General features: G+C 54.5%; 17 protein-coding genes. 6 read left to right on the forward strand and 11 right to left on the reverse strand.

Translation table 11 applies throughout. The annotated features are described in order from the left end of the window. Positions 1 to 21: 21 nt before the first annotated feature. The 4 genes from NAT23_RS08660 to rdgB all read right to left on the reverse strand — a co-directional run bounded on the left by NAT23_RS08660 (position 22) and on the right by rdgB (position 3,392). The gene (locus NAT23_RS08660) at positions 22 to 873 is read right to left on the reverse strand and encodes a 23S rRNA (adenine(2030)-N(6))-methyltransferase RlmJ (protein ID WP_350028323.1); all 852 of its coding nucleotides are present in this window, start codon (positions 871 to 873) and stop codon (positions 22 to 24) included. Between the two features lie 80 nt (positions 874 to 953). Beyond that, the gene (locus NAT23_RS08665) at positions 954 to 1,616 is read right to left on the reverse strand and encodes a YiaD family glycine zipper/OmpA-like lipoprotein (protein ID WP_251927486.1); all 663 of its coding nucleotides are present in this window, start codon (positions 1,614 to 1,616) and stop codon (positions 954 to 956) included. Between the two features lie 10 nt (positions 1,617 to 1,626). Then, the gene (gene hemW / locus NAT23_RS08670) at positions 1,627 to 2,799 is read right to left on the reverse strand and encodes a radical SAM family heme chaperone HemW (protein WP_251927488.1); all 1,173 of its coding nucleotides are present in this window, start codon (positions 2,797 to 2,799) and stop codon (positions 1,627 to 1,629) included. Further along, positions 2,796 to 3,392, reverse strand: coding sequence for an RdgB/HAM1 family non-canonical purine NTP pyrophosphatase (gene rdgB, locus NAT23_RS08675; RefSeq protein WP_251927491.1), 597 nt, complete (start codon positions 3,390 to 3,392; stop codon positions 2,796 to 2,798). Before rdgB ends, hemW begins: the two co-directional genes overlap by 4 nt. A gap of 264 nt (positions 3,393 to 3,656) precedes the next feature. On the opposite strand from rdgB, the gene NAT23_RS08680 reads away from it, so the two are divergent. Further along, positions 3,657 to 4,388, forward strand: a complete 732-nt coding sequence (locus NAT23_RS08680; protein ID WP_251927495.1) for a LuxR C-terminal-related transcriptional regulator — start codon at positions 3,657 to 3,659, stop codon at positions 4,386 to 4,388. A 278-nt stretch (positions 4,389 to 4,666) separates the two neighbouring features. On the opposite strand, the gene NAT23_RS08685 is transcribed toward NAT23_RS08680, so the two are convergent. Beyond that, the gene (locus tag NAT23_RS08685; protein WP_251927498.1) at positions 4,667 to 6,205 is read right to left on the reverse strand and encodes a SulP family inorganic anion transporter; all 1,539 of its coding nucleotides are present in this window, start codon (positions 6,203 to 6,205) and stop codon (positions 4,667 to 4,669) included. 896 nt (positions 6,206 to 7,101) lie between these two features. Here NAT23_RS08685 and NAT23_RS08690 point away from each other — a divergent pair. After that, positions 7,102 to 7,746 carry a response regulator transcription factor gene (locus NAT23_RS08690; protein WP_251927500.1) on the forward strand — a complete coding sequence of 215 codons (645 nt, stop codon included), beginning with the start codon at positions 7,102 to 7,104 and terminating at the stop codon, positions 7,744 to 7,746. A gap of 27 nt (positions 7,747 to 7,773) precedes the next feature. On the opposite strand, the gene NAT23_RS08695 is transcribed toward NAT23_RS08690, so the two are convergent. The 6 genes from NAT23_RS08695 to NAT23_RS08720 are packed head-to-tail and all read right to left on the reverse strand — an operon-like array spanning position 7,774 to position 14,363. Then, positions 7,774 to 9,345, reverse strand: a complete 1,572-nt coding sequence (locus NAT23_RS08695; protein ID WP_251927503.1) for a bifunctional aminoglycoside phosphotransferase/ATP-binding protein — start codon at positions 9,343 to 9,345, stop codon at positions 7,774 to 7,776. A 38-nt stretch (positions 9,346 to 9,383) separates the two neighbouring features. Beyond that, on the reverse strand, positions 9,384 to 10,670 hold the full coding sequence (hemL, locus tag NAT23_RS08700; protein ID WP_251927506.1) for a glutamate-1-semialdehyde 2,1-aminomutase: 1,287 nt from the start codon (positions 10,668 to 10,670) through the stop codon (positions 9,384 to 9,386). A gap of 48 nt (positions 10,671 to 10,718) precedes the next feature. Continuing rightward, positions 10,719 to 11,351: a thiamine phosphate synthase gene (gene thiE, locus NAT23_RS08705; RefSeq protein ID WP_251927517.1), complete on the reverse strand. Its 633-nt coding sequence runs from the start codon at positions 11,349 to 11,351 to the stop codon at positions 10,719 to 10,721. Continuing rightward, positions 11,344 to 12,147 (reverse strand): bifunctional hydroxymethylpyrimidine kinase/phosphomethylpyrimidine kinase, encoded by an 804-nt coding sequence (gene thiD / locus NAT23_RS08710; RefSeq protein ID WP_251927518.1) that lies wholly within the window; start codon positions 12,145 to 12,147, stop codon positions 11,344 to 11,346. Before thiD ends, thiE begins: the two co-directional genes overlap by 8 nt. Then, positions 12,144 to 12,575, reverse strand: coding sequence for a protoporphyrinogen oxidase HemJ (gene hemJ / locus NAT23_RS08715; RefSeq protein ID WP_251927519.1), 432 nt, complete (start codon positions 12,573 to 12,575; stop codon positions 12,144 to 12,146). Before hemJ ends, thiD begins: the two co-directional genes overlap by 4 nt. Positions 12,576 to 12,605: 30 nt before the next feature. Next, positions 12,606 to 14,363 carry a chloride channel protein gene (locus NAT23_RS08720; protein ID WP_251927520.1) on the reverse strand — a complete coding sequence of 586 codons (1,758 nt, stop codon included), beginning with the start codon at positions 14,361 to 14,363 and terminating at the stop codon, positions 12,606 to 12,608. Positions 14,364 to 14,485: 122 nt separating this feature from the next. Here NAT23_RS08720 and erpA point away from each other — a divergent pair, with 122 nt between their 5' ends. The 4 genes from erpA (at position 14,486) to NAT23_RS08740 (ending at position 18,733) form a co-directional block, all read left to right on the forward strand. Continuing rightward, positions 14,486 to 14,839, forward strand: a complete 354-nt coding sequence (gene erpA, locus NAT23_RS08725; RefSeq protein WP_251927528.1) for an iron-sulfur cluster insertion protein ErpA — start codon at positions 14,486 to 14,488, stop codon at positions 14,837 to 14,839. Positions 14,840 to 15,401: 562 nt separating this feature from the next. Next, positions 15,402 to 17,294 carry a tRNA uridine-5-carboxymethylaminomethyl(34) synthesis enzyme MnmG gene (gene mnmG, locus NAT23_RS08730; protein WP_251927529.1) on the forward strand — a complete coding sequence of 631 codons (1,893 nt, stop codon included), beginning with the start codon at positions 15,402 to 15,404 and terminating at the stop codon, positions 17,292 to 17,294. Further along, positions 17,291 to 17,920 carry a 16S rRNA (guanine(527)-N(7))-methyltransferase RsmG gene (rsmG, locus tag NAT23_RS08735; protein WP_251927530.1) on the forward strand — a complete coding sequence of 210 codons (630 nt, stop codon included), beginning with the start codon at positions 17,291 to 17,293 and terminating at the stop codon, positions 17,918 to 17,920. The genes mnmG and rsmG overlap by 4 nt, the downstream gene beginning before the upstream one ends. A 42-nt stretch (positions 17,921 to 17,962) precedes the next feature. Beyond that, positions 17,963 to 18,733 (forward strand): ParA family protein, encoded by a 771-nt coding sequence (locus tag NAT23_RS08740; protein ID WP_251927531.1) that lies wholly within the window; start codon positions 17,963 to 17,965, stop codon positions 18,731 to 18,733. Positions 18,734 to 18,744: the final 11 nt, after the last annotated feature.

Below are 18,744 nucleotides of genomic sequence, written 5' to 3' on the forward strand. Positions count from 1 at the left end.
AAACATACGCTGAAAGCGCAACTATTCCGGGCAAAGCCAAGTGCCGTGATGGCGAGCCGAGCCGCCCCACACACGAGCAACGCTCGTATACGCCTCGGTGAGCGTCTCCGGGCACTGCCAGGGCGGATTCGCGATCAAAAGACCTGAACCATGCATGCCTCGCGTATGGCCTTCAGGCCAGCGCATCAGCTCACTTTTCCAGATTTTCTTGTGTCCCGATGCCTTTACGTGATCCAGAAGAACCTGATGACGGCCATCCGGCAACAAGGGATACCAGACCATCACGACCGCGTGCCGCGACTTGCTGAGTAATTTGCCAAGCGTCGAAGCCACCTGCTGATAATCCGTTTTAACCTCGTAAGATGGGTCAATCACGCAAAGTAGACGCGGCGTGGCAACCGGCTGCATCGCAACGACGTCGTTCAGCCCATCACGCTGGTAACAATGCGCACTGCCAACAAATGACTGCGCCTCGAGGTGCTTGAACTCTCCTGGATGCAACTCGAAGAAATGCGCCTGATCGCCTGAACGCAGACCACGAGCCAGCCACCAGGGTGAGCCGGGATAACGCTTGAAGCGCAGAGACGGTGAAGAATTACCACTGGCTTGTAGCGTATCGAGCGCGGCAAGCCATGAGGCGACGTCAGAATGATCGGTGGCGTGCTTCAACAGCGGAACGATGCCGTCTTGATACTCTGCACCCCGTGTCATCTCCTTACCGGAGAGCGGATACAGGCCACGTCCTGCATGCGTGTCTATATACGTAATGGATGATTTTTTACGTAAAAGATGTTCCATCATGACGTGGACACCGAGGTGCTTATGGACATCCGCAAAATTACCTGCGTGATAGGCATGCTGGTAGGAAAGCACGGTGTTGATTCCTTGATGAAAACACGAGAGTCAAAAAAAGAGGCGCCTTAACAGGCGCCTCTTTTCGAGGGAAAACGCAATCAGCCTTGTTTGGGCGTCAACGTCAGCTCGACACGCCGATTTTGAGCGCGACCCGATTCCGTATCGTTGCTTGCAATCGGGTTTTGCTCGCCGCCGCCACGAATATTGAGGCGATTATAATCGACGCCGCTTTGCGCCAGGTAATTTCCAACCGACTGTGCGCGCTGCTCGGACAGACGCTGGTTGTAGGACGCCGCCCCGGTGGAGTCGGTGTAGCCTGTGATGTTGATGTTGGTATCGCCGTACTCTTTAAGTACTTCGTTGACGCCATTGAGCGCGTTTTGAATCTGCGGCGTCAGTTGGGTCGAATCGGAGGCGAACGTGATGCTGCCCGGCATGTTCAGGATGATCTGGTCACCAGAGCGGGTCACGCTTACACCGGTGCCCTGCATTTTCTGACGCAGCTGCGCTTCCTGACGGTCCATATAGTACCCAATGCCACTGCCGGCCGCCGCGCCGAGGGCTGCGCCGATCAGGGCCTTGTCGGTACGATGGTTGCCACTTTTGGTCGCACCGGCCACGGCGCCGACTGCTGCACCAATACCGGCACCCTTGGCAAGGCTCGAGGTCTGCTGCTCGTTGGTATAGGGGTTATAGGTACTACACCCGGCCAAACCGACTGCCATGGTCAGAGGTAGCGCAATCCAGGCTATTTTTTTCATCCTTACTCCATCAGGTTGGGGTGCTGTCGCAAAGTTCGAGCACGTCGTTCAAAAAGAGCAATCCCTTCTCGTTCGCCTGTATAACAGCGTCGTTATCATTTATGAGCCCACGCATTCGGGCCTGACTCAAGTGCGCACGCAGCGTGTCGTGCGAAAGACCTGTGTGTTCATACCATAGCGATGATGGAACCCCATCCACAAGGCGCAACGCATTCATCAGAAACTCGGTCGGGATCTCTTCTGTCTCAAGCATCCGTGATCCGGCCAGAAACCCTCTCGGATCATTGCGGCGACGAAGATAGGCTTCCGGCTGACGCGTCTTCCAGTAACGCTCGATCAAAAGTGTTTGGTCCTGGGCGCGGCTGACTTTACCGTGGGCACCGGCACCGATGCCGAGATAGTCGCCAAAGCGCCAATAATTGAGGTTATGCCTTGAGCGCAGCGCATCGCTTTTTGCATAGGCCGAGATTTCGTAGCGTTTGAAACCGGCCTGCTCAAGGTGCTGATGTCCAAGCTCTTGAATATCGATCAGACTGTCTTCGTCGGGAAGCTCCGGCGGCTGGGAGTAAAACGCAGTGTTCGGTTCAAACGTCAGTTGATACCAGGAGAGATGTTCAGGGAAAAGGCCGATCGCCGTATCGAGGTCCTCGAGCGCTTGCTCGACACTCTGCTGTGGCAAACCGTGCATGAGATCAAGATTTAAATTATCAAACCCTGCCCGGCGCGCATCGTCAACGGCGCTGAGCGCCTCACCTCGACCATGGATACGCCCAAGTGCCGAAAGCGCCTGCTCATTGAAACTTTGCACACCAAGAGACAATCGATTGATACCGGCATGGCGATACCCGGCTAAATAGCGACGCTCGGTGGTGCCAGGGTTGGCTTCAAGCGTTATCTCGGCGCCTGCCTCAAGCGTTGCCATGCTTGAAACCGCCTCGAGCAGCCGGCCATAGGCTGCGTCAGAGAAAAGGCTCGGCGTTCCCCCACCAATGAAAATCGAATTGATGCGTCGACCGTTCAGCAGCTCAGCATCGCGCTTAAAATCAGCAATCAGCGCCTCGACGTAATCGGTTTCATTGTTTACTCCATGAGCGCCTACCTCATGTGAGTTAAAGTCACAATAAGGACACTTTCTGATACACCAAGGCACATGTATATAGAGTGAAATAGAAGGTAAGATCATCGGGTTGAAAGCATCTTGAGCAGTTCTTGCATGGCCCGGCCCCTGTGGCTGAGTCTGTTTTTTTCAACTGACTCGAGTTCGGCCGCCGTCCGTCCAAGCTCCGGAAGATAGAAAAGAGGATCGTAGCCGAAGCCGTTATTACCTTGAGGCACTGTCAGAATCCGGCCTGTCCATGAGGTTTGAACGATCGATGGAACCGGGTCATCAGCATGAGCGAGATAGACTAGAACACACCAGTAACGTGCCCGACGATTATCGGGAGCTGTGCCGCTAAGCGCCTTCAGCAAGGCATCATTGTTTTGCGCGTCCGTCGCATTTACGCCGCTAAAGCGTGCCGAAAAAATACCAGGCGCGCCGTTCAAGGCATCGACCGCCAACCCCGAATCGTCAGCGAGAGCTGGTAATCCAGAAAGTCGTGATGCATGGCGTGCTTTCAACAAGGCATTTTCGACAAAGGTAAGACCAGTCTCTTCGACAGAATCGATATTAAATTCAGACTGAGCGTGAACACGGACACCAAGTGGCGCAAGCAGTTGATGAAATTCGTCGAGTTTGCCCTTGTTACCACTTGCAAGAACCAGTGAAGAAGACATGCATGGGGCCTTTTGTCTGTTGATGAGCCATACCAGCTCTGCGAAAGCCCTCCTCGAAAATGCTCAAAAAGCGGGGGTGCGATAAACTTTCCGCTTTAAAATGGCATAGATGTGCCGTAATAGCATCATGAGCTAAAGGGCGATCGCTGGATCCGGCATTAGAAAATATCGGGAGCGCTTTGAGCACTCCGGCATGCTTTCGTGAAGCGATGGCCTCGAAAAAATGTTACTTTAATTTACAAACTAGGCGTATGATCCAAGTAAATGGATATTCTTTCCTCCGCTGGAGCAAGTGATCTTCCTTTGCGCCTACAGCATTCAGGAGGCTGTGTGGAAACAGATATCAACGTCACTGTTCTTCTCGTGACAGAAATCAATCCCCAAAGCGAGCTTTTCGTACAGTACGTACGTGACAAGCTGAATTGCGACGTAGAAGCAATGGGGCCAAAGGATAACGTACCCGAAGATCTGGAAACACACTTCGTGGTGCTGTTGGACGCCGACCACGTCAATGAAAAAGACATGCATCAGTGGGAAGAGTGCACGGCGAAAGAAGACTCGAACATGACGATGGCCGCATTCAACCTGGGCGATGAAAACCAGGCGCTGACGCTGGCCACCACGTTTAGGCTTCAAGGTGTCTTCTATCGCCGAGATAGCTTGGCCTTGATCTGTAAGGGCATTGCCAAGCTTATCAACAGCGAATTATGGATGTCGCGGACTCTGATGACACGGTTGATCAAATTCTATCGCCGTCAACAGATCAATGCCTATCGGCCATCATGTGGTCTGACCCATCGTGAACTCGAGATTCTTCGCTTACTGGGGACAGGCGCATCGAATACCGAGATCGCGAATCAGCTTTTTGTCAGTGAGCATACGGTCAAGTCTCACTTGTACAATATTTTTAGAAAGCTGAAGGTCAAAAATCGCATTCAAGCAATGAACTGGGTCCGACAAAACCTTGGATATACCTCATCTGCCAATAATGGCTGACAAGTGTTACACCCCCTGAATGCCTCGTCGCGACATTTTGGGCCAAAGCAGCTTACGACAATCGCAAAATCGAACTGACCGGCATCACGTCTAGTATTAAGCCAAGGCTGATGACGCTGGAATCTTCATACAGTCCCTGTCTCGTTCTTAAGAAGGCCAGTCGTTCTTGGCCTGACACAGCGCTCTACTACTCTTGATGCTTTGACCGTATCGCCAAAAACACGCCCCCGTTTTAAACCCCGGGGGCGAGCGGTCGCATCACCCTATACTGGTTGACTTCAAGCCGCGTGCTGCAAACGCAGCGTCTGTGGAGAGAAGGTCGCCGTCACACCATCTAAGGACTGAAGTTCGACGGTAATGTCTCGCCTTTCTGCCGCCGCAATGAAAGCATCCATGTCCTCCTGAATGTCGGGGTCAATAAAGGAGGCGTTGCGCGCATCGATGACCAGATGACTTCCTTCGGGCACTAAATCCAGGTATTGCCGCATTCGAGCACGGTTGATGAAGGAAATACCCTGATGAATCTTCAAGACACATTGCTTGCCGTTCTTGGTAAAGGAGATCGTCGAACGGTGGCTTGATTTAAGAAGGAAAAACAACCCGCAGATAACACCGGCGGCCACACCCTTGATTAAATCGGTCATCACGACCGTACCAACAGTCACAATGAAGGGAATGAAACGATTCCACCCGGCGCGATAAAGCGACGCTATCATGCCAGGTTTGGCAAGCTTGAATCCTGTATGAATCAAGATTGCCGCGAGACAGGCAAGTGGAATCCATTCAAGCGCAAAGGCCAGAAACATTGCACTAATCAGCAAGAGCCCGCCGTGAATAAAGCTTGCAAGGCGTGTCCGCCCCCCAGCTTGCACATTGGCCGAACTTCTGACAATGACGGCTGTGATAGGAAGCGCCCCAATGAGACCACACACAAAGTTACCCACCCCCTGTGCCTTTAATTCCTGGTTGGGCGGCGAATGGCGCGCAAGGGGATCTATCTTATCCACAGCCTCAATGCTCAAAAGCGTTTCAAGGCTTGCAATAAGCGCAATGGTCAAGGCGGTGGTCAGTACCGCCGGGTCCAAAAGGGCGCTCGGGTCAGGTAACGCGATCTGAGAAAGAAACGAGGCAGGCCCCTCAAGACCCGGTAAAGAGACGTGTTGATTGGCCGAGAGCGCGCCAAGCCCCATCATTGGTCCGAGATGATCGAGCGCAAGCGCAACCAACACAGCTAAAAGCGGTGCCGGTATCCGCCGAAGTGGGCCAAGCACACGGCTGGCCGGCTGCTCCCAGAACCAGAGTATTGCCAACGACACGCCCGCAATCAGGATAGCCAGCGGCGCCATCGCGCTCAGCCATTGTGCAGGCGCACTCAGATCAAGTGCTGCATCGACATCGAGCCCAAACGCAGTAGGCAGCTGATTCATGATGAGAATCAGGCCAATAGCCGCAAGCATCCCCTTGATGACGGCATTGGGCACGTACGAGCCGATCTTGCCAAGGCGCAGATAGCCACATACCACTTGAATAACGCCGGCCAGAGCCGTCGCGATCATCAGCTTTTCGAACCCGACGGTCGATATGGCCCCGAGCACGATGACGGTAAGGCCTGCAGCAGGACCACTGACACTTAACGCAGAGCCACTGAACAGGGATACTACAACGCCTCCGACAATACCGGCCAAAAGCCCCGAGATCGGCGGTGCTCCAGAGGCGAGCGCGATTCCCAAACACAGGGGAATCGCTACAAGAAACACCACTGCGCCAGCGGGTATATCGCGAGCACAGTGCTTGAGCGTAAACGGAAAGGCAGGCATGCGCCCTCCTTTGATAAGTAATGAACAGGTAGCTCTCATCGAGCCAGCTTGTATCCAGGCTTTCTAAGCGTTCCCGCGCCTCGTATAAACTATGCGCTTTGCCCCTTGCTCAACGCTTTCTTTACTGCCTTAAAATCGAGCAACTTGAAGTAAGCACAATCCTGGCCCGCTCTTTTATTTTTTATATTTAAAAAGGACTCACCTTTTTAATGGCACCACTCAATAAATTAAATAATAAATTCTAAAAGAAGACGCTCAACAAACCAGTGCTGCGGCCTAATAAACGCGATTTTCATCTTCATTATTATCTATAACGTTTTCGAGCATGCGTCCTCAAAGGCAAATTAACCAAACAAAGCATCAGGCTTAACTAATTCTCATCCACTGCTTCCTTAGTTAATCACTGTAACTGGCCTGTGTTGATCAACATAAACCGGAGTATGCAATACCACTTTTTTTATCAGACCTGCTCTAACAGATCGGACTTGGTTTTCAATGAAATACGTCGTCTAAGTAGGCGTGCCACCCACCTTATGACGATAGCATTCATCTTTTCTTCTGAGCCCTATCAAGACATACAACGCTTTTTCATGAGGACTCCCACTTTGCCTTGTGCCTATTGCGCCATTTGAACCGAAAATTTGCGCAAACTCTGGGGTTACGCTCTTTTTAAAGTATAATTACTCAAGTGCTTAACTTGTCTACAAAACAGCTCGGAGTGATTACCTTTATTCAAAATGATCTTCTAGGCTAGATCAAAGTACTTAAACAGAGTTTAACTATATAAATTAAAAAATCAGATTAAATTAAACTTTTATAATTTACAGGTTAAATGTTAACGCAGGTATCTTAATGGTCTTGTTCAGCATCCAGCCTAAGAAAAGTTAGAGCCGAAAATGACTCAAGAATCTTTTGTCATCGTGATGGTGACGTCTAAAAATCCGCAAAACGAGTTGTTTCTCGACTATTTGAGAAGCGAACAGGATTGTCAGGTCATGGATTTGGAGCCGGACGCACAAGAAGCGGCGCCGGATGCCGACAGGATGCTCGTACTGCTGGATCAGGATTATGTTGATGACAACATTGCTCAAGCCTGGTCACGGCGCGCGCACGGCGATACCCGCATCATCCTCTCCGGATTCAACATCGACTCCGAAGAGCATGCCATGCAGTTGATGATGCGCTTTCCGCTGCAAGGCATTTTCTATCGACGCGATCCCTTGAAGCTTATTTCGAAAGGCATCAATGCGCTGTTCAACGAAGAAATGTGGCTATCGCGCACCTTGATGGAAAAGCTGCTGACAGCCTACTGGCAGCGCCAACGTAACGACAATATGCCGTTCAAGAGCTTGACGCGCCGAGAGGTGGAAATTCTTCAGCTTTTGAAAACAGGCGCGAGCAATTTCGACATCGCGCAGGAACTGAGCATCAGTGAACATACCGTAAAATCGCACCTGTACCACATCTTTCGAAAGCTGAAAGTGAAAAACCGCGCACAGGCGCTCAATCTTTTACGCCAACAAGCGGATACGCCGGTCTAAATCGTCAGACGACCGACGCATCGCGACTCATGCAAGCTGCAGATGCTCTTTTATCAAAGCAACAAGCGTTAAATTGGCATCTTCGGCCGTGGTATCCAGGTGCACCAGATGCGCTTGTTCATCGGGTGTGAATGGCTCGAAGGAACGAAGCTGATGCTCCAGGACGTCTAATCCCGCATCCGAAACCGAATCGCGGCGCTGGCTGCGCTTGGTAATCCGCCGTTTCAAAGTTGCCTCGTCGGCCTCGAAACTGATCAAAAGCATGGGCAGACCACGCGATTCGGCTTCGAATCGAAGCTGTTCACGCTGAGCATGCGATAGACAGGTGCCATCGACGCACACACTGTGTCCGGCCTGCAACAGCATGCCACTGAGTGCTGAAAGTCGATCGTACGTACTTCGTGTCGCTTCTGGTGAGTACAATCCACGTCCGAGTTCATGGCTCTTTGCGGGTGCAAAGGGATCAATACCATGCAGCCGCTTGCGCTCCACATCAGAGCGTACCCGGATCCCTCCAAGCTGCCGCACGGCCTGCTCGGTAAAACGGCTCTTGCCACTGCCGGACACACCGACTGCAATCAGCATATAAGGCATACTGAATTCGCTGTAGCGCTCGGCAAGGGTCAGGTAGCGTCTAAAGTCAGCCAATACCGCGTCCCGGTCCACAGGGTGAAGATCCGGTTGCTGATAGCGGAACATGGCCACCTTGGCTCGCACCATCGCACGATAGGCCTTATAAAAAGGCAGCAGCTTGACCAGCTCGAAATCCCCGCTTCGTTCCAGGTAACGGTCCAAAGCCCGGTTGGCAAGCTCCTGCTCACCACGGGCCTCCAGGTCCATCAGCAAGAACGCCAGTTCGCAACATACGTCGTTCCAACGAAAATGATCGTTGAACTCGATGCAGTCAAAAATCAGGGCGTGACCTTCATGCATAACGGCATTGGCCAGGTGGATATCGCCGTGGTTGTTGCGGATGAAACCTTGATCATGGCGTTGCTTAAACAGGGGCGTAAACCGCTCGAACAGATTCTGTGTCCACGCTTCGAGCTCTGAAAGACGCTTCAGATCATCAGCGTCTGACAAAAGCGGCTTGAGCTGATCAAAGTTTTCCTGCGCCGGATGAATAACCGCCTCGGGCGTTCCGAATTCGCTGTCGGCCCCGGCTCGCTCTGCCCGGGCGTGAAACGCCACCAGTTGATCGACCAGATCATCCATCATAGTTTGAGTGAGCTGTCCGGTGGCCTGCAGGGTGCTGAACAAGCCTTCATCATCGAACTGCTCCATACACACTGCGTACTCGAATGGCTCGCCCAAACCACCGATGACCGGTGCCTCGGGAGAACCGGTGATCGGGACAACGGACTGGTAAAGATCGCCTGCCAGTCGTGCGTTGAGTCGAATCTCTTCATCGCAGCAATGGCGGCGTTTTTCGAGCGTCGAAAAATCAAGAAACCCAAAATCCAGCGGTTTCTTGATCTTATAGGCGTAGCGCCCAGTCATCACGATCCACGAAATATGCGTTTCTCGAAGATCAAAGCCCTCGACGGGGTGGGGGTAACACTTTGCCTGCTGCAAAGCGTTGATCAGCGTCTGGCTCAAAATCCGTCTCCCATGACGTGCGTCGTGCGTTCTTGTCGTTAAAGCGTAAGCGTTGCGAAAACGCGCTCAGCAGCGTCGAGCGTCGCTTGAAGATCATCCTCGCTGTGCGCGCTGGACATGAACCCGGCTTCATAATTTGACGGCGCGAGATAGACGCCCTCTTCAAGCATGCCCAAGAAGAACTGACGAAACGCTTCGGTATTGCAACCAGTCGCCTCGGTGAAGTTCTGCACCTGCTCTGCGTCCGTGAAGAACAGACCGAACATACCCCCGGCACGCTGGGTGATCATGTTGATGCCGTGCGCCTTCGCGCGGGCCTCGAGTCCGTCACACAGCGTGTCGACTCGCTGAGTCAGCGCGTCATGAAAGCCGGGCGCTCGCACTTTTTTAAGCAGCGCGATGCCCGCCGCCATGGCCAGCGGGTTGCCCGCCAGCGTGCCCGCTTGATAGACCGGCCCCAGTGGCGAGATGTACTCCATGATCTTGCGCTTGCCACCAAAGGCCCCCACCGGCATACCGCCACCAACGATCTTGCCAAGGCAGGTGAGGTCAGGCGTTACCTGATAGTGGGCCTGAGCCCCCCCAAGCGCTACACGAAAACCGGTCATGACTTCGTCGAAGATCAATACGCTGCCGTGTTGATCGCACACCTCGCGCAGCGCCTCCAGAAAGCCGGGGACGGGCGGAATGCAGTTCATGTTGCCGGCCACCGGCTCGACGATGATGGCCGCGACCCGATCGCCTTCGACATCGAAATAGCGTTTGACGCCTTCAATATCGTTGTAATCGAGCGTGACGGTGTGCTCGGCAAGCGAGGCCGGTACGCCCGGTGAACTCGGCTCGCCGTGCGTCAGGGCCCCGGAGCCGGCCTTGACCAGCAGTGAGTCCACATGGCCATGGTAGTTGCCTTCGAATTTGACGATTCTATCCCGGCCGGTGTAGCCCCGTGCCAGTCGCACCGCAGACATGGTCGCCTCGGTACCGGAATTGACCATGCGCACCAGGTCGATCGAGGGAATGATGTCGCAGATCAGATCCGCCATATCCGTTTCGATGGCGGTCGGCGTACCGAACGACAAGCCGTCGTCCAGTCGGCTTCGAACGGCGTCCAATACGTCCGGGTCAGCGTGGCCGGTAATCATCGGGCCCCAGGAGCCGACGTAATCGATGTAACGCTTGCCTTCGACATCAAACAGATAAGCATGTTGGGCACGCTCGATGAACAGCGGCGCTCTGGAAAGCCCCTTGAATGCACGCACCGGTGAATTGACGCCGCCTGGAATGTGGCGCTGCGCTTGGGTAAAGAGCTGTTCAGAAGTCGTCATAACGTATCCATGAATAAGCGATAAAAAAGTGAATCAGGTCTCAAAAGATTAGCAGCCCAGCACTCGCCTGAGCCGCTCGACATTATCGGCAGGGCCGCCGCCACCAAAGACAGCGCCCACCACCGCAATCAGATCGGCCCCGGCCTCTCGAACCTGTGGCGTGGTCCGATGGTCGATGCCGCCGATCGCCACGACCGGGCACCCAAGTGTGCGCGCCTCGGTCAGCACCGAGAGCGCGGCCGGCGGGGTATCGGGTTTGGTATGAGAGTCAAAGAACCGGCCGAACGCGACGTAATCCGCTCCTTCATCGAGAGCTGCACGCGCAAACTCAAGCGAATCGTGGCAGGTGGCACCGATGATGGCGTCAGGTCCAAGCCGCAACCGGGCGTCTCGAATCGAGCCGTCGCCTTGCCCCAGGTGCACTCCGGCGCCGACGGTATACGCCAGTTCAACGTCATCATTAATGATCAGCGGCGTGCCTGCCGCTTGAGCGCGCGCGTAAAGCCCTTGCGCCTGACGAAGCCGCTCGTCGGCGCTGCCACGTTTATTACGATATTGAAGCAGGGCAATGCCTGCCGCCAGCACCTCATCGACGGCGTTGAACAAACGCTCGTCATCCGGCAAAAGCGTTTCATCGGTCAGCACGTAGAGTCCGCGCTGCCAGGAAAGGGACTCAGTCATCGTTATGCTCCGTGGCTGACAGAGGGTAACGCCAGAATCGGCCGGGCATGAATTGCCCGCCGCCGAGTCCGATGCCGTGTTCGAGCGCATGCCAGGTGTAGTTCTGGGCACGCGCGCAGGCGCGCTCGATGGAACACCCCTTTGCCAGTAGCGCCGCACAGCTTGCCGCCAGCGTACACCCCGATCCATGGTAGCTGCCGGGCAGGCGCGGCCAGGACCAGTGTTCGATCGCACGGCCGGCATGAAAGAGAGAATGCGTAACTCGGTCAGTGCTCGGATCGACGTCGGTTCCAGTGACCAGTACGTGCGCGTTCTGCGCTGAAAGCCGCTCGATGGCGCGTTCTGTGTCGGGCGCCACGCTCATGCGCAGTAGCTCCGCCGTATTTGGAGTAGTCAGTGTCACGTTATCGAGCAACGCTCGAAGCGCACCGGGAGGCACATTGCTATTCATCGCCTGCCCCGTGCCGGATGCCACGACCGGGTCAAGCACGCTTGGCAGCGCGCTGTAACGGGCAAGCACCTTAGCCACGAACTCGAGCACCTCGGCGTCCGCAATCAGCCCGATCTTTATGGCATCAAATGCTATATCGGCTTCCAGCGCCGACAGCTGCCGTTCCAACGCCGCTACCGGGGTAGGCCAGACGGCCTCGACCCCGTAGGTGTTCTGAGCGGTCATGGCGGTTGCAAGAGTCACCGGCCACCCACCATTGGCCGCGATTGCCTCGGCATCGGCCATTAGCCCGGCGCCGCCCGTGGGGTCGTGCCCGCTGAGTACAAGAATGACCGGACGAGTCAAAACGGCTTGACCACGCTCAAAATCGCCACGCTGACCAAAACGAGGATGGGAACACCATTGAGCAGTTGGTAAAACACTTTTTTTCTCGGCGCTTCATCGGCTGCAAGCCGTTTCACCTGCGCAAGGCACATATGATGAAACCCGATCAACGCCACGACCAGGGCAAGCTTTGCGTAGAACCACCCCTGTTGCAGTACGCCGGGCGCAAGCACCACCAGCCAGAGCCCGAATACGAGCGTCGCGATCATGCCCGGCGTCATGATGCCGCGATAGAGCTTGCGCTCCATCAGCTTGAATCGCTCACCGCCCTGCACGTCACCTTGCTTAAGGGCACTTGTGTGATATACGAACAGGCGCGGTAGATAAAAGAGCGCCGCAAACCACACCACCAGTGAGATGAGGTGAAACGCCTTGACCCAAAGAAACATGCCTTCTCCTCAACAAGACCCGACTGCTGTTCAGCGCCGGTATCGATAATAGTTTTCTATGGCTTCCCGCGTGATGATACCTGAGATTTTACGCACGAGGGGCGCCGTGGTGTGCTCGACATATAAGGCATCGACGCCATATTCGTTGAGCTGATCAAACGCCTCGGAAAGCGTTGCTTGCAGATCGATCGGAGCCAGTGCTAGTCGCTGCGCGGGGATATCCATCAGATCGATCGACTCAACTTCTTCCCAGTGCTCATCAAGCAATACACGCGCCAGATCCGCTGCTGCCAGGGCCACCGACGATTTATCGTCGTCGTCCGGAGTGACAATGATCCAAACCGGTTTGCCTTCCATTAACCGCTGCGCCTTAGCCCGCTCAATAACAGGTACTGCCCGCGCGATCGATCGATCCATCACGGCGGGTACGGCTACCCTAGACAGCGCCTGCATGAGCGGCTGTTGGAGCGGATGCAGGCCTTCTTGGGTCAGTGTCGAAATGAAAAACCCTCGGCAATGCCAGAACTGGCGACTGGTCAAACCCGATACGACCACCGCCAGCATGCCGTAGAGAATGATTTCGGTATTGTGAGTCAGCTCGATCAACACCATCAGCGCCGCCAGCGGCGCCTGCAGCACGGCGCCAAGCATTGCCGCCATGCCAAGCATCGTATAAAGATCATGGTCAGAGGCAAGCGACGGGAAAAGTGCCACACCGGCCATACCACAAAGGGCCCCGGCGGTCGCACCGATCACCATAATGGGACCGATCACGCCGATGGGAATGCCCCAAGCGAAGGTCAGAGCAGTCAATATCAACTTACCGCCGGCTACGACCAACAAAAGACCAAGCGAGGGGTCTTTGGTCAGCGTAAAACCGACCGTATCGTAGCCAATGCCTTGAACTTCCGGATACCACCATGCAACGGCTGCAGTCGCCACGCCGATCACTAAAGCTCTCAAAGACCAGTGAATACCACTTTTACGTTGAGCAAAGCGTACTAATCGAATGAAGCATCCGGCCAGAAACCCAATAACCAGTGCCATAACGATAATCCAGGGCAGATCGATCAAGTGGCCGGTAATGTTGTCTGGAACCGTGAAAGCTGGCTCCACGCCATAGGTCAACTGAGCCACGACCGCCCCCATCGTCGAAGCAAGAATAATCGGCATGAACCCTGTCAGGGTATAGCTCATCATGACCACTTCCATGGCAAAGATGACGCCAGTGATTGGCGTATTGAAAGACGCCGATATTCCGGCGGCGGTACCGCAGCCAACCAGCACCTGCAAACTGTTATGAGGTAGACGCAATCGCTCGCCCATCCAACTCGACGCACCCGCGCCTAAATGTATGGCGGGCCCTTCGCGGCCCGCAGAGAGACCACCTAGTACAGACAGTACGCCCACCCACCACTGGTTGAGCCAATTAGTGCTCGGCATTTGGCCTTGGTTATAAGTAAGGCGTTCGATAACGTGACCAATGCCGAGCTTTCGGTGCTTCATAGGCTGCCAGGCAAGACCGGTCATGATGAGTAGTGCAGCAAGAATCGGAAGTCCGATGCGGATATATGGATTCAAAAGCTCAAATGCTTCTGAGCTGCCATTGGGCATAAACAATGCGGCCCCGAACGAAATGACCTTTCGAAAACCGACCATGATGGCGCCTGTCAATGCACCAGAAAGCACGCCGAGAATGCATAATTGGGGAAGCGCGTCGATACTGGCTAATTGTCGCCGGAACGTATCCAGCGTGAAGGAATAGGACCTATTAAGGCGGCGACGCACACTGTTCTCCTTTGACGCCGGACACGTGACCGACGTACTAAATTATCTGGCATCCAGTTTGACCCACTGCGACAAAGCCCACGATAATGTTCATCATTTCCACGCGAACGCAGGAGTCTGCAATGAGCGGGGTAAGTTCATTTGTTCCTACGCCCTTGATATTAACGGATCGGGCCATTGCCCGCGTCCAATTGCTGATGCAAGAACAGCAAAATGTCGCTCTCAAGCTTAGAGTGTACGTAACTGGTGGGGGTTGCTCTGGATTCCAATACGGTTTCGACCTAACCGAGGCGACCGCCGAAGACGATACGCTAATTACACGCGAGAACGTAACACTCGCAGTTGATCCACTGAGTTATCAATATCTAGTTGGCTCTACCGTCGATTACGAAGAAGGGCTCGCCGGTGCGCGGTTTCTGATCCAGAACCCCAATGCCACCACGACCTGTGGTTGTGGAGCTTCATTCATGGTCTAACCCTCATCGGTAGACTCAAGTACGCATATAAAAGCGGGCCTTATGGCCCGCTTTTTTTATTTTTTCCTCATTTTTCGCAAATTATTTCGCAAACCCCCTGTGGATAACTTTTCAGGCGTGTTTCGTATTTCCCGCGCCATACAGGCGATGCAGCCCCGATTTCAGGATACTCGTAATTCTTGAAAACCCTGGTAACAGACATGGTATGTGCACGTTGATAAACACGTGGACAATTTTCCTGTGGATGAAACGGCAACTCATACACAACTTATTAGAACGTCTTCACCAGGGCTTAACGCAGTTTTTTGCCTCATTTTGAACAGTCTAATCCATTGTTATGTGGGTAAAAAGGGGAGTTAACCACAAGAAATAGCGTCCCCTACAATCACAACCACTACAAAACTTCTTTATATAATTCTCTTTATATTTAATAGAAAGGTCGTTCAGACGTAGAGCCAGGAAGGTGTGGAAAAGACTGACGGTTACACACAGGGACGTTATAATGCGCGTTATTCAGGTACACAGTTATCCCCACTCCCATTCGTATTGACGAGGTCGCGCCGTGGATTATCCGGACCGCTTTGATGTCATCATCATCGGCGGTGGCCATGCAGGAACCGAAGCCGCACTTGCCGCCGCTCGTACAGGATCCAAAACCCTACTTCTGACACACAACATCGAGACGCTCGGACAGATGTCCTGCAATCCTGCTATCGGGGGCATCGGAAAAAGCCACCTGGTCAAGGAAATCGATGCGCTCGGTGGCGCCATGGGACTTGCCACGGATCAAGGGGGTATCCAGTTTCGTGTACTGAACGCACGCAAGGGCCCTGCTGTTCGTGCAACGCGCGTTCAGGCCGATCGAGTGCGTTACAAGGCAGCAATCCGGCATATGCTGGAAAACCAAGAGAATCTGACGCTATTTCAACAAGCTGCCGATGACCTGATCGTTGAAAGCGGAAGTGTCAAAGGCGTTGTGACCAGCGGCGGCATTCGGTTTACAAGTCAAACCGTTGTGCTCTGCACCGGGACCTTCCTAGGCGGCATTATCCATATCGGTATGGAGCGTCAAACCGGGGGGCGCGCGGGCGACCCTCCAGCCAATGCACTGGCACAACGACTCAGAGCATTACCGTTCAACGTCGGTCGTCTCAAGACAGGCACGCCGCCCAGAATCGACGCCCGTACCGTGGATTTCTCAAGGCTTGCCGAGCAACCGGGCGATACACCCGTCCCAGTCATGTCCTACATGGCCTCGCGGAATCAACATCCGGCTCAGGTCAGCTGCCACATTGCCTACACCAATGAGCGCACTCACGACATCATTCGTAAGAATCTGGACCGCTCTCCGATGTACTCGGGCAGCATCGAAAGCGTAGGGCCGAGGTACTGTCCGTCGATCGAAGACAAGATCCATCGATTTGCTGACAAGACGAGCCACCAGATCTTTCTGGAACCCGAAGGGCTCGATACCCATGAGCTCTATCCGAACGGTATTTCGACGTCGTTACCCTTCGATGTGCAGCTGGCACTGGTGCGCTCCATCGAGGGATTGGAAAACGCGCACATCACGCGTCCCGGCTACGCCATCGAGTATGATTTCTTCGACCCCCGCGACTTGAAGCACTCGCTGGAAACGAAGTTCATCGACAACCTGTATTTTGCCGGTCAAATCAACGGCACTACGGGCTACGAAGAAGCCGGCGCGCAGGGACTTCTGGCGGGTTTGAATGCTGCACGGCGTGCCCAGGGCAAGGACGCGTGGACGCCACGCCGAGATGAAGCGTATCTCGGTGTGATGGTTGATGATCTGATCCGCATGGGGACTCAAGAGCCTTATCGGATGTTCACCTCGCGCGCCGAGTATCGTTTGCTGCTTCGTGAAGACAACGCCGATCTTCGACTGACACCAATCGGCCGTGAGCTAGGGCTTGTCGATGACACCCGGTTCACCCGATTCGAGCAGAAGCGGGCACAAATGGAAGCGGAAACCGAGCGTCTGGCATCGACCTGGGTCCAGGCAGGCAGTGACCAGGCCAAACAGCTTGAACCCAAAATCGGTACACTGCCTCGCGAATATCGGCTTATTGATCTCTTGAAACGCCCCGAACTCGACTACCACGATGTGGCGTCGGTTACCGGCGAACAGCTCGAGGATGAAGCCGTCATCGAGCAGGTGCAGATCCAGGCGAAATACGAGGGCTACATCGTTCGCCAGCAACAGGACATCGACAAACTGCGTCGACACGAGTCCATGACTCTGCCGGCATCGCTTGATTACACCCGTATCGACGGGCTATCGAACGAAATCCGACAAAAGCTTGACGCCGCCCGTCCCGAGACCCTCGCTCAGGCCAGCCGAATTTCAGGCGTGACGCCCGCGGCCGTATCCCTTCTGCTGGTGCATCTAAAAAAGCACGGTTTGGTGGCAACGTCTCAGGAACGGTCGGCATGACCAGCATCAAGACTCGGCTTGAGCAAGGCATTGATGCGATGGGCTGTCCGCTATCGAGCGAGGCCATCGAGCAAATGAGTGAATTCGTGGCCTTGTTGCATAAGTGGAATAGGGCTTATAACCTCACCGCCGTACGAGACCCTGACCAGATGGTGTCGCGTCATGTACTGGATAGCCTCAGCGTGCTGCCCTGGGTGAAAGGGCCTGGTGTGCTCGATGTGGGTTCAGGCGCAGGCATCCCCGGTATCCTTTTGGCCATCGCCCGACCGGAGCTTCAGGTAACGCTGCTTGACGGTAATGGCAAGAAGGTGCGCTTTCAGCAGCATGCCTGCCGGACTCTGGGTCTTGAAAACGTCGAACCCGTGCACGAGCGTCTTGAGCAGTACCACCCCGAACAGGGGTTCGATCAGATCATCAGTCGCGCGTTTTCCACGTTGAGTCAGTTCACCGAGACGAGTCAGCATCTGCTTGCAGCCGACGGAGAATGGCTTGCGATGAAAGGGCGGCTGGACTCTGAGCCCGACGAACTTCCTTTGGGCATCGAGCTGATCGAGACGATCGAACTGAACGTGCCGAACGAATCAGGGCAACGCCACTTGATCCGGGTGCGTCAATTATCGGCCTGACCACCGTGCGTGCAGATCGGCCTGTCAATAAGGAATGTAAACGTGTCCCACATCATTGCCCTAACCAACCAGAAAGGCGGTGTCGGCAAGACCACTACGGCGGTTAATCTGGCGGCCGGACTTGCCGGATTGAAGCACCGTATTCTGTTGGTGGATCTGGATCCGCAGGGACATGCCACCATGGGCAGTGGCATCGATAAGCACGACCTCAGTGCTGGTAGCGTGTTGGATGTTCTTCTGGGAGAACGCCAGGCGAAGGACGTGATCGTTTCTGCAGAAGAAGCAGGCTACGACGTTCTTCCCGGTAACGGTGACCTGACCGCAGCCGAAGTGGATCTGCTTGATCAGCAGGGCCGAGAACGGCGCCTTGATGGCGCACTTGGCGAGGTTGCCGACGAGTACGATGTGATCTTGATCGACTGTCCACCGTCGTTGAACATGCTCACGGTCAATGCGCTGACGGCCTCCCATGGCGTTCTGATTCCCCTCCAATGCGAATTTTATGCCCTTGAAGGCCTTTCTGCGCTTTTGGATACCGTCGAACAGATTCGCGACAGCGTGAATCCGACACTTGAGATCTACGGCATCATCCGGACCATGTTCGATAATCGGAACAGTTTGACGCGCGATGTCAGCAAACAGCTGTCGGACTATTTTGGAGAGGCGCTCTTCAAGACCGCCATCCCTCGAAATGTCCGGGTCGCCGAGGCGCCAAGCCATGGTCTGCCCGTTACCAAGTACGCCAAGCTATCGCGAGGCAGCCATGCCTATCGCGTGCTTGCCAAAGAATTAAGTCGTCGTCTTTCGCTTTGACGTGAGGAATT

It is taken from the genome of Larsenimonas salina, from assembly GCF_023736155.1.
GTDB lineage: Bacteria > Pseudomonadota > Gammaproteobacteria > Pseudomonadales > Halomonadaceae > Larsenimonas > Larsenimonas salina.

Excerpts from the sequence above, each read along its gene's own strand:
- erpA (WP_251927528.1), top strand. The coding sequence starts at position 14,486 with ATGAGCGGGGTAAGTTCATTTGTTCCTACGCCCTTGATATTAACGGAT.
- thiE (WP_251927517.1), bottom strand. The coding sequence starts at position 11,351 with ATGACTGAGTCCCTTTCCTGGCAGCGCGGACTCTACGTGCTGACCGAT.
- hemJ (WP_251927519.1), bottom strand. The coding sequence starts at position 12,575 with ATGTTTCTTTGGGTCAAGGCGTTTCACCTCATCTCACTGGTGGTGTGG.
- NAT23_RS08685 (WP_251927498.1), bottom strand. The coding sequence starts at position 6,205 with ATGCCTGCCTTTCCGTTTACGCTCAAGCACTGTGCTCGCGATATACCC.
- NAT23_RS08665 (WP_251927486.1), bottom strand. The coding sequence starts at position 1,616 with ATGAAAAAAATAGCCTGGATTGCGCTACCTCTGACCATGGCAGTCGGT.
- rsmG (WP_251927530.1), top strand. The coding sequence starts at position 17,291 with ATGACCAGCATCAAGACTCGGCTTGAGCAAGGCATTGATGCGATGGGC.
- NAT23_RS08680 (WP_251927495.1), top strand. The coding sequence starts at position 3,657 with ATGGATATTCTTTCCTCCGCTGGAGCAAGTGATCTTCCTTTGCGCCTA.
- hemW (WP_251927488.1), bottom strand. The coding sequence starts at position 2,799 with ATGATCTTACCTTCTATTTCACTCTATATACATGTGCCTTGGTGTATC.
- rdgB (WP_251927491.1), bottom strand. The coding sequence starts at position 3,392 with ATGTCTTCTTCACTGGTTCTTGCAAGTGGTAACAAGGGCAAACTCGAC.
- NAT23_RS08690 (WP_251927500.1), top strand. The coding sequence starts at position 7,102 with ATGACTCAAGAATCTTTTGTCATCGTGATGGTGACGTCTAAAAATCCG.
- hemL (WP_251927506.1), bottom strand. The coding sequence starts at position 10,670 with ATGACGACTTCTGAACAGCTCTTTACCCAAGCGCAGCGCCACATTCCA.